General features: G+C 60.6%; 17 protein-coding genes and 1 riboswitch. Of the genes, 6 read left to right on the top strand and 11 right to left on the bottom strand.

The features are described from left to right. The first annotated feature begins 8 nt into the window (after positions 1-8). Complete coding sequence (locus CQW31_RS12965; protein ID WP_099814640.1) at positions 9-2,048, top strand: DUF262 domain-containing protein; 2,040 nt, start codon at positions 9-11, stop codon at positions 2,046-2,048. Between the two features lie 51 nt (positions 2,049-2,099). On the opposite strand, the gene CQW31_RS12960 is transcribed toward CQW31_RS12965, so the two are convergent. The 8 genes from CQW31_RS12960 to CQW31_RS12925 form a co-directional block, all read right to left on the bottom strand. Continuing rightward, positions 2,100-2,927 carry a hypothetical protein gene (locus tag CQW31_RS12960; RefSeq protein ID WP_143524217.1) on the bottom strand — a complete coding sequence of 276 codons (828 nt, stop codon included), beginning with the start codon at positions 2,925-2,927 and terminating at the stop codon, positions 2,100-2,102. A gap of 115 nt (positions 2,928-3,042) precedes the next feature. Further along, positions 3,043-3,693 carry a helix-turn-helix domain-containing protein gene (locus CQW31_RS12955; RefSeq protein WP_099814638.1) on the bottom strand — a complete coding sequence of 217 codons (651 nt, stop codon included), beginning with the start codon at positions 3,691-3,693 and terminating at the stop codon, positions 3,043-3,045. 2 nt (positions 3,694-3,695) lie between these two features. After that, entirely contained in the window at positions 3,696-4,277 is a 582-nt protein-coding gene (locus CQW31_RS12950; RefSeq protein WP_099814637.1) for a recombinase family protein, read from the bottom strand. A gap of 166 nt (positions 4,278-4,443) precedes the next feature. After that, positions 4,444-4,821, bottom strand: coding sequence for a recombinase family protein (locus CQW31_RS32145; RefSeq protein ID WP_099814636.1), 378 nt, complete (start codon positions 4,819-4,821; stop codon positions 4,444-4,446). Beyond that, on the bottom strand, positions 4,818-5,063 hold the full coding sequence (locus CQW31_RS12940; protein WP_099814635.1) for an AlpA family transcriptional regulator: 246 nt from the start codon (positions 5,061-5,063) through the stop codon (positions 4,818-4,820). Before CQW31_RS12940 ends, CQW31_RS32145 begins: the two co-directional genes overlap by 4 nt. Positions 5,064-5,173: 110 nt before the next feature. Next, positions 5,174-5,806 (bottom strand): hypothetical protein, encoded by a 633-nt coding sequence (locus CQW31_RS12935; RefSeq protein WP_099814634.1) that lies wholly within the window; start codon positions 5,804-5,806, stop codon positions 5,174-5,176. An 18-nt stretch (positions 5,807-5,824) separates the two neighbouring features. Next, complete coding sequence (locus CQW31_RS12930) at positions 5,825-7,072, bottom strand: site-specific integrase (protein ID WP_256587397.1); 1,248 nt, start codon at positions 7,070-7,072, stop codon at positions 5,825-5,827. Positions 7,073-7,413: 341 nt separating this feature from the next. Then, positions 7,414-8,619 (bottom strand): RtcB family protein, encoded by a 1,206-nt coding sequence (locus CQW31_RS12925; protein WP_099814632.1) that lies wholly within the window; start codon positions 8,617-8,619, stop codon positions 7,414-7,416. Positions 8,620-8,711: 92 nt separating this feature from the next. Further along, positions 8,712-8,853: riboswitch (FMN riboswitch) on the top strand. An 80-nt stretch (positions 8,854-8,933) separates the two neighbouring features. Between CQW31_RS12925 and ribB the strand changes: the two genes are divergently transcribed. The 5 genes from ribB (at position 8,934) to CQW31_RS12895 (ending at position 15,005) form a co-directional block, all read left to right on the top strand. Then, the gene (gene ribB / locus CQW31_RS12920) at positions 8,934-9,584 is read left to right on the top strand and encodes a 3,4-dihydroxy-2-butanone-4-phosphate synthase (RefSeq protein WP_099814631.1); all 651 of its coding nucleotides are present in this window, start codon (positions 8,934-8,936) and stop codon (positions 9,582-9,584) included. A 217-nt stretch (positions 9,585-9,801) separates the two neighbouring features. Further along, a complete protein-coding gene (locus CQW31_RS12915; RefSeq protein WP_008092375.1) occupies positions 9,802-10,044 on the top strand; it encodes an exodeoxyribonuclease VII small subunit in 243 nt (80 codons plus the stop codon). Then, a complete protein-coding gene (gene ispA, locus CQW31_RS12910; RefSeq protein WP_054886560.1) occupies positions 10,041-10,928 on the top strand; it encodes a (2E,6E)-farnesyl diphosphate synthase in 888 nt (295 codons plus the stop codon). Before CQW31_RS12915 ends, ispA begins: the two co-directional genes overlap by 4 nt. Before the next feature lie 205 nt (positions 10,929-11,133). Next, complete coding sequence (gene dxs, locus CQW31_RS12900) at positions 11,134-13,029, top strand: 1-deoxy-D-xylulose-5-phosphate synthase (RefSeq protein WP_099814629.1); 1,896 nt, start codon at positions 11,134-11,136, stop codon at positions 13,027-13,029. A gap of 104 nt (positions 13,030-13,133) precedes the next feature. Continuing rightward, a complete protein-coding gene (locus CQW31_RS12895) occupies positions 13,134-15,005 on the top strand; it encodes a TonB-dependent receptor domain-containing protein (RefSeq protein ID WP_099814628.1) in 1,872 nt (623 codons plus the stop codon). Here CQW31_RS12895 and CQW31_RS12890 read toward each other — a convergent pair. Genes CQW31_RS12890 through ribA form a run of 3 tightly spaced genes read right to left on the bottom strand, consistent with a single transcriptional unit; the run spans position 14,983 to position 16,828 of the window. Further along, positions 14,983-15,795: a cobalamin-binding protein gene (locus CQW31_RS12890; protein WP_099814627.1), complete on the bottom strand. Its 813-nt coding sequence runs from the start codon at positions 15,793-15,795 to the stop codon at positions 14,983-14,985. The genes CQW31_RS12895 and CQW31_RS12890 overlap by 23 nt on opposite strands. After that, complete coding sequence (locus tag CQW31_RS12885; RefSeq protein ID WP_054886556.1) at positions 15,795-16,214, bottom strand: hypothetical protein; 420 nt, start codon at positions 16,212-16,214, stop codon at positions 15,795-15,797. The genes CQW31_RS12890 and CQW31_RS12885 overlap by 1 nt, the downstream gene beginning before the upstream one ends. Then, a complete protein-coding gene (gene ribA / locus CQW31_RS12880; protein WP_054886555.1) occupies positions 16,211-16,828 on the bottom strand; it encodes a GTP cyclohydrolase II in 618 nt (205 codons plus the stop codon). The genes CQW31_RS12885 and ribA overlap by 4 nt, the downstream gene beginning before the upstream one ends. Between the last annotated feature and the right edge of the window lie 96 nt (positions 16,829-16,924).

Below are 16,924 nucleotides of genomic sequence, written 5' to 3'. Positions count from 1 at the left end.
GACATCGTATGCAGCCCAGCAAAACAACAGTCATTGGCCTCTTTAATTCTGATTTTCAGTATCAAATTCCGATCTTCCAGCGCGGGTATGTGTGGACGCTCGAAAAGCAAGTTGGCCCACTCTGGACTGATATTCATGACCAGGCTGAGGCGGTATTGGCTCGAAAGGCGGCCTCAGCTGCCAACCCGTCAAATAGCGTGAAGGCCGCCCCCAAGCATTTCTTGGGCTCTATCGTGATGACCCCGGTACCGAGCACATTCGGGCGGGTAGGTGCGTTTGAGGTTATCGATGGCCAGCAACGATCCACTACGTTGCAATTGCTGCTGCTAGCACTGCGTCAGGCTTCGTCTAAGTTGGCAGATAGCCCGATCCCTAAGATGCTGGAGTATCTTGTAAGGAATCGAGGCTCATACTCGCGAGACGAAGACTATTACAAAGTATGGCCAACGCAAGCTGGTCAGGATGAAATACGACGGTTATATGACGCAGAACAAACCATCGAAGATCTCTGCGCTCGTTACCCTGCGAAAGACGGACGTAGAAAAATTGACCGCCCGTTAATGGTCCAGACGTTCCTCTACCTTTATCACGCTTGCTTGAGTTTCATGCGTGGGGTTGACTTGGATGATGAGATTGCGGGCGGCAATGGAAGCACGCATGGCAGCGCTCTCATCGGAAGCATTCGGCGTAGTAACGAAGTACCTATGGTACTCGGTACGCTTCCACTAGACCCTGCGAGAGCTGAAGCTCTATACATGGCATTGCAGGATCAGGTTCAGATCATGACTTTGACTCTGGAAGCCGACGACGATCCTCAGGTGATCTTCGAGACGCTGAACGCACGCGGGGAGCCGCTTCTAGCATCAGATTTAATCCGAAACTTCGTGTTCCTCGAAGCCGCCCGGCAAGGACAACCCGTTCAAGAGTTGTATGCGAAATATTGGAGTCCTTTCGACATCGCTGGCGACGGTAAAACGAATGGAGCGAATGCATACTGGAGGGAGAAGGAGCGGTTAGGCCGCCTTGCCTCGCCCCGACTAGATCTATTCTTCTACAACTATACTATTCTCCGGAGCGAGGAGAGTGTTCTCACAAGCCACGTGTTCCAGTCTTTCAAGGGATGGTGGCAAAAAGGGCACTCACGAAGCCTTGCCGATGAACTCGGTCGGATTGTCCGTGCGAGTAAGCACTTCGAAGAGCTCGTCTCGCCATCGGGAACCGGGTATCTGGCAGAGTTCGCTCGTTTAATCAAATCCCTGGATGTAGGTACTGTCGGCCCGGTCTACCTCGCCCTTCGGGAGCGACTCGAGCCAGATAGCCCTCAACTGAAGCAAGCCTTGGGCGACCTAGCGTCATACCTGACCAGGCGCGCGATATGTGGACTTAGCAGCAAAAGCTATGGCCATTTTTTTCTGCGCGTAGTTCAGGCGATAACGGCTGGCACCCTTGAACCCCAAGACGCTCTTCGACAGACTCTTCTCGCAACAACGAATTTGAGTGAAATCTGGCCGGATGATGAGAGATTCAGTGAATCCTGGCGCTCTTGCCAAGCATACCTGACCCTTCGGCCTGCAAAGACTTGCGGCATCTTACGGGCTTTGGAATACGCAGCTCGAGGAACTCAGCAAGCGAGCAATCATGTGCCTGAGCAGGCCGACCTGACAGTTGAGCATGTCATGCCTCAGAGCTGGAGAAACGTATCCAGTTACCAGGTTGAGGACTCGATGCAACACATTCGGGAGGCAGCGCTGCACAGCTTTGGCAATCTGACTCTGTTGACACAGCCACTTAACAGCATCGTCAGTAACGGGCCGTTTGTAGAGGTGGATGGTGGTACTCCAAAGCTACTGGGAAAACGTTCACAGTTAGGGCAGAGTGCCCTCTTAATCAATACATATTTCCAGCAGCCTGCATGTGTAGTATGGGATGAGGCGGCTATAGCTAGGCGTTCTCGAGCTATGCTGAAGGCCGCTGAGCTTGTGTGGTCACGGCCAGTCGAGGTAGAGGCCACACCTGATAAAGTCGCTTCGGCATTGGCAGGGTATTGAGGTGCACCGTTCGCTTGAGCTCCGGGCTCAACTCAGGCAATTGGCCATAAACTATTCGATTTTTAGCCAGCCACTGATCTCTTCATAGAAGGCTTTTGCCTCCTGTGTCAGTGATTGAAGAGAATAGTCAGGACGGTTTTTTTGTCCTCGTTCAGCCTCGAGCCTTGCGGCGGTGACTGTGTACTCCTTTATGCAGTACGCCGCCCACCAGTGAGCGCTCCGTGGATTCTCTATATGCACCGCAAGGTTTGTATAGCGCTGCCTGTAACCCAGCGCCAGCGCCCTCCTTAGAGCCTCAGAGACTTCTGAAATTCTGACATCCGGAATGCAGAAAGCCCCGTGAATGTGAAGGGGATGATTCTCCGTACTCCCTGTATGGTTGAACTCCAGATTGAAAGCTAGCTCTGACTTGATGCCTAGTTTTGCCAGAGCTCGCTTGATAATCTCGGCGAGATAGTTAGCTGGCCCTCGCGGCGCTGCCAGCGCTGCCTCAGCAGCGTCATGATCTAGCCGGATGGTGATCGTTTTCGCGCCGGGCTTCGTACACAGCAGATGAAGACGGAAGTACTGCTTCATTTCTGGACTAACAAACTTGGCCCAACCTGGAAGCTCACCAGCTCCCTGATAGCTTCTCATCAGGTTCTGAATGAAGTCATCTGATTTCCTGACTGCTTCTAGTTGTTGATGATCATGTTCTGGGTTGAGGTCACTAATAGCTACTACGAGCTCTATGTGCCTTAGGTGGAAGTCAGCCACAAGCCCCGCCCTGCCTGGAGTAGATAGCGATTTTCCGGTCTTTTGTGAGTGGCCGACATTTGCATTTACTCCAGCACCGAGGGGATAAGCCTCGATGGTTGGGCTGTGATTATCATTGCTCATGGCAACCTTCAGATGCCCAGGCTAGGGGCTAATTTTCATTTTTGAGGTACCCTGGATGACGTCAGGGTGTTCCATACTTACACTGATTTCTAAGACTTTGACACTTGCCCGGTCATCATCCGGGCAAGATTAGGTCAGGGCCTTCACTGATGACATCGTCATCATGCTGCTGGATGTGCGCCAGGCGTCTGCTGTCAAGCCAGCGCAATGTCTCCAACTCATCCTCAATGCCTTGAAGATCCCCTTCTAGTTCGGCCTCCTCTAGCCGCTGCTGTGCGCGCATCTCAGCGACGTCTGCATCATCCATGATGTGTATTTTCAACTCCGGGAGCTCTTCAATGTCGAGAGCTTGGTTCAGCTTTTCAAGGGGGAGGGCTCGTCGTGTCACGTCCTGCGTCAGCTTGAGTGCAGTGGATGCTGCTGCAAGCGAGCGGAAGACAATCGGGTTGGTTGGGTCGAGCACTTCAAGAGCATTCGCAAGCTTGGTCCGGATTTGCTGGTTCAGCGCCAGCTCATCAGCCACCAGCGAGGCTGCTGTTTGCTGTACCGCGTCCAAGGAGAATGCTGTGGTGAGCAGTTCTTCCCTGGCTTTCTCGATCAGCGCCTGAGTTCCGGCGCCAGCAACGGCATTGTGTTTTTTGAGGAGACGTTGCGTTGTGCTGACACTGATACACAGGCGCTGTGCAATCCCTGAGACGGTCCAACCCGCCTCTCTTAGTATCACCGCTTGGGCTGCTTGATCCGGCGTCGATTGTTTACCAGCCATTTTCATTCCCCTTTTACGGTGACTGAGGGCTTGCTGGCGCAAGCTCTTTTGACAGATGCAATGGATATACCGAATTGAGCAGCCGTTTCCTGAATGGTTGCCGAGTTCGCTGCCCGCCATGCGCTAACAGCCAGATCATCGACTTTTTTAGGTGCGCCCAGCTTCTGCCCCAAAGCCCTGGCTCGCTCGATGCCGGCCATTTGTCGGGCCTTGATGTTGGAGCGCTCTAACTCCGCAACGGCAGCAAGCATGGTCAGCATGGCTTTTCCGATTGGGCTGGAAAGGTCAAATCCCTCTCGCATCGAAACGACGGCCACGCCTTTAGACTTGAGAGCCTCCACCGTTTCGAGCACGTCGATGGTGTCCCGGCCAAGACGGTCGATAGCAGAGACGATAAGGGTGTCGCCTTTTCTCGCGAACTTGAAAAGCTCCGCAAAGCCGGGACGCTGTAGGGCCTTGATAGCGCCGCTGGTAGCTTCATCTGCGAACCAATGCTCGACATTGTGAAGTTGTGAAATCGAGTGACGCTGAGCATCTGTGCTTTGATCTTCGGTACTGACCCGAACGTAAGCGAGAATGGTCATAGTTGCGGCGCCCTTGCTGGCTCATAATCATGGCTCAAAATATAAGGCATGGCTCAGATTAATTCAACATATCTGAGCCATACCGAAGGCCATATTTTTCGTGCCCGAGCGCGGCCGATTCGGCTGGCTCAGAAAGTACACCTTCCGAGCCGGATACAGGGGCCTTTTATCTTGCTCCCCTGACGGTATCTCTCAGTCGAGCGATTGAGTTCAACGTCCTGAAAACCTGCCGGCCGAAAGCCGAAAGATCCCCCCCTTGGACCGACATTACCTGAACGCCCCTTTTTTGGAGCGCTTCAAGAGCCTGAAGAAATGCACGGACAGAGCTGCCTAAGCATTCATTTGCGTACACGATCACGGTGTCGCCCTTTCGGGCGAGCTTGAATAATTCGCTGAACCCAGGCAGCTCAAGGATAGATGTCGATTCGCCGAGTTCTACATCTTTGAACCAGCGCTCAACACGGTGTGCCGCCGCGATTTCGTTACGCTGAGCGTCCCCACTTGGGTGAGTAGCAGTAGCACGGACATAGGCAAAAATCGTCATACGGCGCCCCCAACTGAAACTGAAAGGCGGGTAAGCGTTCCAGCAAGACGATCCGCTACCCACCTTTCGACCTCCAATGAATCCCACCCGACAGCTCTAGAGCCAATCGGCACGGCTTTAGGGAAGAGGCCTCGACTCATCAGGCTGTAAATATGCGCGCGCTTGAACCCAGTTCGCATTTCGACCTCAGGACGACGAAGGATGCGGCGCTGGGCGTGGCTATCAATCAGGTTTCTTTCCATTACTTTGCTCCATGGCGCTTAGTGGCGCTGTGTGGGTGACAGGGAGCAAAGTAATGTGCCGAAGACGGGATGTGCCCTATTAGGGTGAGGCAAAACCCTAACAGGGGATATCAGGGCTGTTTTGCCGAGACAGCGAGCTTGAGGTGCTTGACTATCGTGTCTTCGCCCGGAACCCAAAGCCCCAGCCTTGAAGCGCCCGTCTCGATGATTCCGGCGGCCTTGTATGGCTCGGTTAGGTCGATAGAGTTCATCTGAGCAAGCACAGCGATTAATGCCAGGAGACTTCGCCTTTCTCGAACGTCTAAAGCCTCGTTTCTAGAGGGTCCTGTGATCGTATCCGCCAGCGCCTGTATATCCGTCGTTTTGAAACGAATCTTGCGACGACTATCTGCAACCACAGCGTCCCACACACATCTAGACTCCTCGTAATCATCGGGATCAGTGGAAAAGACCGGCCCCACAAGGCTTAGCTGAACCGCACCTGTTCCGAGCGCCCCCCTCAAATCAGAAGCATTAAGGATCTTTTGATAACCCGCTCCAAACACCTCCTGCGGTTTTTCTTCGAGTGATGCGACTTGGGTATTCCCTCGGATGCCGCCAGCTTGGTAGTAGGCGCTACATTTGCCCTCCTCACACAGACTGAAGAGGTCCTCTTCCGAAATGGGCTCCCCAGTGATGTTGCACAGATTCCCCAGCGCCTGATCTATTGAAAGCCACTGAAGCAACTGATGGTCACGTCTCACTCTTCATTCTCCAACATGCTACGCCTGTCTACCAAATTCACCTTGGATGACATTATCAGAGGGAGAGCTAAGCGCGTATCTCGCCCAGTCGGCCATCAGATCACGCCTCTTCTCAAGAAAATTTGTGCGCGAGTAAGCCCCTTCCGTCTGGTCCCGCTCATCGTGCGCTAGGGCCATCTCGCAAATTTCACGAGGGTAGCTCGTGCGCTCGGCGGCCCAATCCCGGAACGTTGAACGAAACCCATGGCGAGTGATGTCATCATGATTGAGCCCATGCAGAAGATTGCGAACTGCATTGGCATGCATCACCCCACTTTTACCACGGCCTGGGAAGAGGTACGGGCTGTCTTCGACGCGTGGAATCTTGCTCAACAACTCGACCACCGGAGCGGCAAGGGGGATAACGAACTCCTTTCGCATTTTCATGCGCTCAGCTGAAAGCGACCACGTGCGCGCCCCTAAATCGAATTCATCCCATCGAGCGAACCCCACCATTCGGGCACGTGCTCCGGTCAGGATCAAAAGCTGGGCAGCAAACGAGGGCAAGGTGTCAACCATTTGAAGTTCAGCCATCAGAGCCGGTAGAGCCTGCCACTGCATGGCTGCGAAATGTGTGCGCTTCCTTGCCACTTTCTTGGCGTCTCTGGATAGCAGATTGTCCAAGTGCCCACGCCAGCGAGCCGGATTCTCACCTTCGCGCAATCCTCGGGCCTTGGCGGCATCTAAAAGCTGCTCGATCTGCCCTCTGACCTCATCAGCCGTGCGCGGTTTGGAGCTCCAGATGGGTTTGAGCACTCCAAGGACCTGCTCAACGGCAATCTGACTTGCCGGCAAGCTTCCAATGCTGGGGAATGCATAACGCTCCATCTTGGAGAGCCAGCCCTTACGCCACTTCTCCGACCAACCTCCACCATGAGCCTTGATGTAATCAGCAACCAGCTTTTCAAAGGTGACTGACTTGGCTGCGTTGGCGAGCCGAGCGTCCCGCTCAGCCTCTCGCTCCAGTTCCCGCTCATGCAAAGGGTCCATTCCGTGTGCGATCTGCTTCCGCGCATCAGCTGCCTTTACGCGAGCGCTTTGCAAGCTGACGTCAGGGAATGAACCTAAGCCCATGTCCCGGAGTTTGCCGCCTGAGCGATACCGAAAAATCCATCCGCCACCACCCGCAGTAGTGATCCTGAAATACAGACCTTGACCATCGTTGGTCATACCTGGCTTTCGCTCTTTGAGCAGCTTGTTAACACCCACAACCGTCAGCTTCGTCACACCACCTCCGCCCAGCCCATACATTAGCCCATACAATTAGCCGCAGCTCTTGATGGTAACCATTGGCAATCAGTGGACGGATACTAGGCTCAAAACCCTGTAATTACTAGCCAAAAACACAAGTAGCTAGACCTCATCAGAATTTTACAGAACATTAAAAAGCCGGCCACAAGCCGGCTTTTTAATGCCCTTTTTTTGTATGCCGACAGTTGTGCAGCGCCTATCAGATCGAGCGCCGCCCGCGCGGCGCATCGCGGGCAAGCCCGCTCCCACAAGTGCTCACCTCACTCGAATACCGTGGTGTTCCTGTAGGGCTTGCCCCGCGTAGAGGCCGGGACAGGTCAACCTTTCACACACACCACCTGCCGCAGCGTGTGCACCACTTCCACCAACTCGCTCTGTGCCTTCATCACCGCATCGATGTCGTTGTACGCCATCGGAATTTCGTCGATCACGTCCTTGTCCTTGCGGCACTCCACATGGGCCGTGGCCCGCCGCTGGTCTTCCACGGTGAATTGGCTTTTGGCCTTGGTCCGGCTCATCACCCTGCCCGCTCCATGGCTGCAGGAGCAGAACGATTCCTCGTTGCCCAGCCCCCGCACGATGAAGCTCCTGGCGCCCATGGAGCCAGGAATGATGCCCAACTGCCCTTTCTGCGCCGACACCGCGCCCTTGCGCGTGACCAGCACCTCGCGGCCGAAATGCTGCTCGCGCTGCACATAGTTGTGGTGGCAGTTGACCGCCTCCAGGCTTGCCTCGAACGGCTTGCCCAGCACCTTGCGGGTGGCCGCGATCACCGCCAGCATCATCAGTTCACGGTTGCGCCGGGCAAAGTCCTGCGCCCATTCCACCGCCTCGACATAGTCGGCGAAATGGCGGCTGCCCTCCTCGAAGTAGGCCAGGTCCTTGTCCGGCAGGTTGGCCAGGTGCTGGCGCATGTCGGCCTGGGCCAGTTCGATGAACAGGTTGCCGATGGCATTGCCGACACCGCGCGAGCCGCTGTGCAGCATGAACCAGACCCGGTCGGCCTCGTCCAGGCACACCTCGATGAAGTGGTTACCGCCGCCCAGGGTGCCAAGGTGGTGGCGGTTGTTGGTCTTTTCCAGGCGCGGATACTTGTCGGTGATGGCCTTGAAACGCCCGGCGAGCTGGCCCCAGGCTTTGTCTGCCAGGCCCGGCACGTTGTCCCAGGCACCTTGGTCGCGTTTGCCGAAGGTCTTGCCGTGGGGCACCGCCTGCTCGATGGCGCCGCGTAGGCGGTGCAGGTTGTCCGGCAGGTCACGCGCCTGCAGCGAGGTACGCGCCGCGATCATGCCGCAGCCAATGTCGACGCCCACCGCGGCGGGGATGATCGCGCCGACCGTGGGGATCACGCTGCCAATGGTCGAGCCCTTGCCCAGGTGCACATCCGGCATCACCGCCAGGTGCTTGAAGATGAACGGCATCTTCGCTGTATTGAGCAGTTGCCGACGGGCGTCGTCTTCGACCGGCACGCCGTCGGTCCACAGTTTGACCGGCTTGCCACCGGCGACCTGGAGAATGTCCATGGGGCTGTTCCTGTTGAGCCATGCCTGCATGATACCGCCGAAGGTCTTGGAACAGCGGCTTGCCAGCAAGGTGGCACAGTGCTGTATGCTTGGCCGGTCTTCAGGGCGGGGTGAAAGTCCCCACCGGCGGTAAATCGAAAGATGAGCCCGCGAGCGCCCCGGCCATGCCGGGGGTCAGCAGATCTGGTGCGACTCCAGAGCCGACGGTCATAGTCCGGATGAAAGAAGGCGTCAGGCAGGGGCCATTCGGGCGCCCCTGCGCGCGCATTTTGTTCGCCCCGAGACGTTCATCGATCAATCACGAGGAGCGTTTCATGTCCCCTTTGCTGCAAAAACAATTTCCCAATGTCTCCGCCGCCATCGCCGCCTTCCAGGCCGGGCGCCCTGTGCTGCTGCTCGACGATGACGACCGCGAGGACGAAGCCGATATCGTCGCCGCTGCCGAGAACCTGTCGCTGCAGACCATGGCCATGATGATCCGCGATTGCAGCGGCATCGTCTGCCTGTGCCTGGACGAAGCCACTGTCGACGCCCTGCAGCTGGCGCCGATGGTGCAGAACAACCAGGCCCGTCACGGCACCGGCTTCACCGTCACCATCGAGGCAGCCGAAGGCGTGAGCACCGGCGTTTCCGCCCAGGACCGCATCACCACCATCGAAGCGGCGCTGCGTTCGACCGCCGAGCAACGCCATATCGTCAGCCCGGGCCATGTATTCCCGCTGCGCGCGCGCGATGGGGGTGTGCTGACCCGTCGCGGGCATACCGAAGGCTCGGTGGACCTGGCGCGCCTGGCCGGTCTGCGCCCGGCGGCGGTGCTGTGCGAACTGATGAATCCCGATGGCAGCATGGCGCAGGGTGAGCAGGTGGCGGTGTATGCGCGGCAGTACAACCTGCCGGTGCTGACCATCGAGGAACTGGCGCGGTGCCGTGAGGCCATGGTGCAACTCGAGGCCGAGCCAGCCTGATCCCTGTGGGAGCGGCCTTGTGTCGCGAAAGGGCCGCACAGCGGCCCCAGAATTTCAGCGTAAATGCAGAAATTGCGGGGCTGCTTCGCAGCCCTTTCGCGACACAAGGCCGCTCCCACAAATTTGCGCGTTAACTGATCAGCTAGTCGGATGTTTGCTCCCCCCGCCCCGCTCTGCTAACGTCGCGCCGTTCTGACCCGCCACCGAGACTGTCGCCATGGCCCGCAAAAAAGCCTCCATCGATTTCGAACAATCCCTCGCCGACCTGCAAGCCCTGGTCGAGCGCCTGGAGAACGGCGAACTGTCGCTGGAAGACTCGCTGGCCGCGTTCGAGCAAGGCATCGCCCTGACCCGCGACTGCCAGGGCGCCCTGGCCCAGGCCGAACAGAAAGTGCAGATCCTGCTGGAACGTGACGGCGAACTGGCCGCGCAGCCGTTCGATGCGGAGCCAGAGGCATGATCACTGCTTACCAGGCCAGCTGCCAGGCCCGTGTCGACGCCGCCCTCGAACCGCTGTTCGTCGCCCCGACCAGGGAGCTGGAGCGGCTTTACGCCGCCATGCGCTACAGCGTGATGAACGGCGGCAAGCGCGTGCGCCCGCTGCTCGCCTATGCCGCCTGCGAAGCCCTTGGCGCGCCAGCCGAGCAAGCCAACGGGGCGGCCTGTGCGGTGGAACTGATCCACGCCTATTCGCTGGTGCATGACGACCTGCCGGCCATGGACGACGACGACTTGCGCCGTGGCCAGCCGACTACCCACAAGGCCTTCGACGAAGCCTGCGCGATTCTTGCCGGTGACGGTTTGCAGAGCCTGGCGTTCAGCGCCCTGCTCGACCCAACCCTGAGCCCGCAAGCCGACAGCACCCGCCTGGCCATGGTCCAGGCCCTGGCCAAGGCCGCAGGCCCTGCGGGCATGGTCGGCGGCCAGGCCATCGACCTCGGCTCGGTCGGCCTGAAGCTGGACCAGCAGGCCCTGGAATTCATGCACCGGCACAAGACCGGCGCCCTGATCGAAGCCAGTGTGCGCCTCGGCGCCCTGGCCAGTGCCCGCGCCGAGCAGGCACAACTGGATGCCCTGCAGACTTATGCACAGGCCATCGGCCTGGCCTTCCAGGTGCAAGACGATATCCTCGACGTGGAAAGCGACACCGCCACCCTGGGCAAGCGCCAGGGGGCTGACATCGCCCGTGACAAACCGACCTACCCGGCCCTGCTGGGGCTGGAAGCCGCCAAGGCCTACGCAATCGAACTGCGCGACCAGGCGCTGGTCGCACTGCAAGGGTTTGGCGAAAATGCCGAGCCGCTGCGGGCGTTGGCACGCTATATCGTCGAGCGCCGTCACTGATTGAGTGGGGCCGCTTTGCGGCCCTTCGCGGGCAGGCCCGCTCCCACACGGACTTCACTGGCCGTGAATACAGTGGTAATCCTGGGGGAGCGGGCTTGCCCGCGAAGGGCTGCAAAGCAGCCCCAGCAGCACCCGCATGAATGGGCAGCTTTTCCCACAATGGGGTAAACTGCCGCCTCTTCACACACCTATAACGACTCGCCTGATGCCCACGACGTTTCAAGAGATCCCCCGCGAACGCCCGGTCACGCCGTTGCTCGACCGCGCTGACACGCCTGCCGGCCTGCGCCGGCTGGCTGAAGCCGACCTGGAGACCCTGGCCGACGAATTGCGCCAGGAGTTGCTCTACACCGTTGGTCAGACCGGTGGGCATTTCGGCGCCGGCCTGGGCGTCATCGAGCTGACGATCGCCCTGCACTACGTCTTCGACACCCCGGACGACCGGCTGGTGTGGGACGTTGGCCACCAGGCCTACCCGCACAAGATCCTTACCGGGCGCCGCAAGCGCATGCTCAGCCTGCGCCAGAAGGACGGCATCGCCGCCTTCCCGCGCCGCAGCGAGAGCGAGTACGACACCTTCGGCGTCGGCCACTCCAGCACCTCGATCAGTGCCGCGCTGGGCATGGCCATCGCCGCCCGCCTGCAGAACAGCGCACGCAAGTCGATCGCCGTGATCGGCGACGGCGCCCTCACTGCCGGCATGGCCTTCGAAGCGTTGAACCACGCTCAGGAAGTCAACGCCGACATGCTGGTGATCCTCAACGACAACGACATGTCGATTTCGCGCAATGTCGGCGGCCTGTCCAACTACCTGGCCAAGATCCTCTCCAGCCGCACCTACGCGAGCATGCGCGAGGGCAGCAAGAAGGTGCTGTCGCGCCTGCCCGGTGCCTGGGAAATCGCCCGTCGCACCGAGGAATACGCCAAGGGCATGCTGGTGCCGGGCACGCTGTTCGAAGAGCTGGGCTGGAACTACATCGGCCCGATCGACGGCCATGACCTGCCGACCATGATCGCCACCCTGCGCAACATGCGTGACCTCAAAGGCCCGCAGTTCCTCCACGTGGTGACCAAGAAAGGCAAGGGCTTCGCCCCCGCCGAGGTCGATCCGATCGGCTACCACGCCATCACCAAGCTCGAACCCGCCGACAAGCCGGCTGCGCCGAAAAAGGTCAGCGGGCCGAAGTACTCTGCGGTGTTCGGCCAGTGGCTGTGCGACATGGCCGCCGCCGACAACCGCCTGGTGGGCATCACCCCAGCGATGAAGGAAGGCTCCGACCTGGTCGATTTCAGCGAACGCTTCCCCGAGCGCTACTTCGACGTGGCGATCGCCGAACAGCACGCGGTGACCCTGGCCGCAGGCATGGCCTGCGAAGGCAGCAAGCCAGTGGTGGCGATCTACTCCACCTTCCTGCAGCGCGGCTACGACCAACTGATCCACGACGTAGCGGTGCAGAACCTCGATGTGCTGTTCGCCATCGACCGTGCCGGCCTGGTCGGCGAAGACGGCCCGACCCACGCCGGCGCCTACGACCTGTCGTACCTGCGCTGCATCCCTGGCATGCTGGTGATGACCCCGAGCGACGAGAACGAGCTGCGCAAGATGCTCAGCACCGGCCACCTGTACAACGGCCCTGCCGCTGTGCGCTACCCGCGTGGCACCGGCCCGAATGCACCGATCAGTGGTGACCTCGAACCGTTGGAGATCGGCAAGGGCGTGGTTCGCCGGCAAGGTGAAAAGGTTGCCCTGCTGGTCTTCGGCGTGCAGTTGGCCGAAGCCCAGCAGGTTGCCGAGCAGATCAACGCCACCGTGGTCGACATGCGCTTCGTCAAACCGCTGGACGAGGCCCTGGTGCTGGAACTGGCTGCCAGCCATGAGCTGCTGGCAACCATCGAAGAAAACAGCATCATGGGGGGCGCCGGGGCTGCCGTGGGCGAGTTCCTGGCCCGTGAGGGCGTGGTCAAGCCGCTGCTGCATCTGGGGCTGCCGGACATCTATGTCGAGCATGCCAAGCCGGCGCAGATGCTGGCCGAGTGTGGGCTGGATGCTGCTGGCATCGAGGCTTCCGTCAAGGCTCGAATGGCCAAGCTCGGCCTTTAGGACCTATTCGCGGGCACGCCCGCTCCCACAGAGAGCTCACCGCCCTCAAGGCCGGTGATGCCCATGTGGGAGCGGGCATGCCCGCGAATGCTTTGGAACTGCCAATGAAAAATGCCGCCTGTGCTGCGCTACTCTGCGCCCCCACGATCCTGCTGGCCGCCGAGCGCGACGACGCCCTCAAACTCCCCGACACCCTGATCAGCGCCAACCGCCAGGTCGAATCGCGCACCGCCACCAGCGCCGCCAACACCGTCTTCACCCGCGCCGACATCGACCGCCTGCAACCCAGCAGCGTGACCGACCTGCTCACCCGCGTGCCCGGCTTGCAAGTCGCGCCCACCGGAGGCCGCGGCAGCCTGCCTGGCATCTTCATCCGCGGCACCAAGGCCGCCCAGAGCCTGGTGCTGGTCGATGGCGTGCGTATCGCCAATGCCACCTCCGGCGACAGCGGCCTGCAATTTCTCGATGTCGACCAGATCGAACGCGTCGAAGTGCTGCGCGGTTCGCGCTCGGCGGTGTATGGCAGCGATGCCATCGGCGGGGTGATCCAGATCTTCACCCGCCGCAGCAGCGGCCCTGGCCTGCAACCCCGCCTGCGCCTGGCGGCAGGCAGCAACCAGACGTTCCAGCGCAGCCTGGGGCTGTCCGGCGGTGACGATGCTACCCGTTTCAACCTCGGCGCCAGCCTCGATGAAACCGCTGGCATCGACTCGACCGGCCCGTCGTTTGCCAGCGACGGCGACCACGACGCCTACCGCGACAAGTCGCTCACCCTGAGCCTGAGCCATACTTTCGACGAGCGCTTCGAAGCCGGCCTGAACCTGCTCGACAGCCGCGGCCGCAGCGAATACGACAACCCGTTCGGCCGCTTCGACCCGGTCACTTTCGAAAGCTTCGGGCAAAAGCCCTACACCGACTTCAGCGTCAGCAGTCTGGGCAGCTATCTTGACGCTCAGCTCAACGATGCCTGGCATTTGCGCCTGGAGCTCGCCCACAGCGAAAACCGTGACGACAAGCGCGACAAGCTGAGCGACGATCGTTTCGTGTTCAACACTTACCGTGACCAGATCACCTGGCAGAACGACCTGAAGCTGGCCGAGCAACACAACCTGCTGCTGGGCGGTGACTGGTACGAAGACCGCGTGCACGGCAGCACCGACTTCAGCGAAGACAGCCGCTGGAACCGTGCGGCCTTCATCCAGCACCGCTACAGCGGTGAAGACTTCTCCACCGAGCTGGGTGTACGGCACGACGAGAACCAGCAGTTCGGCGGCCAGACCACCTGGAGTGGCAGCCTCACCATACCGCTGAATGCCCGCAATGACGTGCTGCTGTCCTATAGCGAAGGCTTCCGCGCCCCGACGTTCAACGACTTGTACTACCCGCAGTACAGCAACCCGAACCTCAAGCCCGAGCGTTCGAAGAGCTATGAAGTGCAGTGGCGCAGCCAGCTGACCCATGACAGCCGGCTGGAGACCTCGCTGTACCGCACCGACCTGCGCGACGCGATCATCTTCGGCCAGGACTCGATTCCGCAAAACGTCGCCTCGGCGCGTATCAACGGCCTGGAGATGGCACTGGACCAGCAATGGGGCGAATGGCGCAGCCAGCTTGGCCTGGCGCTGATCGACCCACGTGACCGCGACAGTGGCCATACCCTCGCCCGCCGCGCCCGCCGCACCTTGAGCCTGGACCTGGATCGCCAGTTCGAACGTTTAAACGTAGGCGCCAGCTGGCAGGCCGTGAGCGCCAGCTACGACGACGAAGCCAACCGCAATCGACTCGGCGGCTACGGCTTGCTGGGCCTGCGTGCAGGCTGGCTGGCAAGCGAGGAACTGAAGCTGGAAGTGAAGCTGGATAACCTGCTGGACAAGGACTACAGCCGGGCGCTGTACAGCTTCGATGGGGCCAGCTACGGCTACCGCGAAGAAGGCCGCACTGCGCTGTTCAGCATCACCTGGACGCCGGCACTCTAGCCGCCAGCAGCGCGCACAAGCGGGCGGTGGCTTCGATCATCTGCCCGCTGGGCCGCTCCAGGCCTTTGTCCGGCACCACCAGCAAGCCCTCGCCGGCCACCGCGCTCAGCCGCGGCCAGGCCTTCCAGCTCGCCAGCTGCGCCTTGTCACCCGCCAGGATCACCTGCGGGTCACGCATCAGCACCGACTCGACATTCACCTGCGGTGCCGGCTGGCTCAGATCGGCAAAGACATTGCGCGCCCCACACACCGCCAAGGCATCGCTGACCACCTGCCGCCCGCCCAGGGTGTACAGCGGCCGATCCCACACCTGGTAGAACACCCGCAACGGCTGCTCGCGCCGGTATTGCTGGCGCAGCTGCCGCAGGCGCTCGCGCAACGCCTGCACGTAGGGCCTGCCTTGCTCGCCCCGCCCGACACGCACGGCAATTGCCTCGATCTGCTCGATCAGCTGATTCAGGTCGTGGGGTTCGGCGCTGTAGGTGGCAATGCCCAAGCGCTTGAGCTGGTCGCGCTGGGCGGGTGCCACGCTACTGGGCCAGAGCAGCAGCAGGTCAGGCTTGAGACTGAGCAGGGTTTCCATGTCCAGCTGGCCCTGGCGCCCGACCGAAGGCAGCCGTTGCAGCGCCTGCGGTCGCTCGCCGCCGTCAAGCACACCCACCAGCAGGTCATCGGCGTGCAGTTCGAGCATGATTTCGCTCATCGACGGCGCGAGGCTGACCACGCGCAAAGGCTCGCCGGCCCTTGCGCCAAGGGCCAGCAATGCCAGCAGGCAGAGCAGGATGCGCATCAGCCCAGCTGACGCGGAATGCGGTAGAGGTAGAGCAGCACCACGGTGGACAGCGCGAGGAGGATCTGCGGCACCGCCTCCAGCCCGACCAGCACCGACAGCGCAGCGACCCAGGCCGGGAAGCAGGCAAACAGCATGGCCATGCGCCGCACCCGCGCCAGGATGATCCAGGCGGCGGGCTCTTCAGCCGTGCCCAGCACCTTCGAGGTGGCGATCAGTGCCCGCTTGTAGGCGCCGAAACGCGGCAGGCTGAGGAACATGGTCGCGGCACCGGCGATGAACAGCGGCATCGCCAGCACCGGGATCAGTGCTTCGCCGCCGCCAAAGGCCCAGGCCATGACCGGCAGCGGCACCAGGCCAACCGCCAGGTACTGCCACCAGGCCAGCGCCAGGCGCCGCTTGACCTCGCCACGAGTCACGCCTGGGGCGCCTCGCCCTGGTGTTCATTACCCAGCATGTGGCCAAGCTTGCCGGCCTTGGTCGCCAGGTAGTAGCGGTTGTGCGGGTTGTGCCCGGTGTGCAGAGGCACGCGCTCGGCGACCTTGATACCCATGTCGGTCAGCGCTTTGACCTTGCGCGGGTTGTTGGTCATCAGGCGCAGCGATTTCACACCCAGGTGCTCGAGCATCGGCAGGCACATGGCGTAGTCGCGCTGGTCCGCGGCAAAGCCCAGGCGCTCGTTGGCCTCGACGGTGTCGGCACCACCATCCTGCAGCTCATAGGCACGGATCTTGTTCAGAAGGCCGATGCCGCGGCCTTCCTGACGCAGGTACAGCAGCACGCCACGGCCTTCACGGGCGATCGCCTGCAGCGCGGCTTCCAGCTGCGAACCGCAGTCGCAGCGCTGGCTGAACAGGGCATCGCCGGTCAGGCACTCGGAGTGCAGGCGCCCCAGCACCGGCTCGCCGTCGGCGATATCACCCAGGCTGAGCACGACGTGCTCACGGCCAGTGGCTTCGTCGAGGAAGCCATGCATGGTGAAGATCGCAAAGGGAGTCGGGAGTTTCGAGGCGGCAACAAAGACGACGGGCACGTTGTGCTCCTGGATTAAGTAGGAAATTTCTCGTGAGCCGATTGTATCAGCAGGTCGCTGCGTGTGCGCTCGTTGAATACCGTGGCTTAAGATCGA

The organism is Pseudomonas sp. 382, from assembly GCF_002759075.1.
GTDB lineage: Bacteria > Pseudomonadota > Gammaproteobacteria > Pseudomonadales > Pseudomonadaceae > Aquipseudomonas > Aquipseudomonas vlassakiae.
Note: the sequence above shows the minus strand (reverse complement) of the source record. Positions and strands in the feature narration are given on the sequence as shown.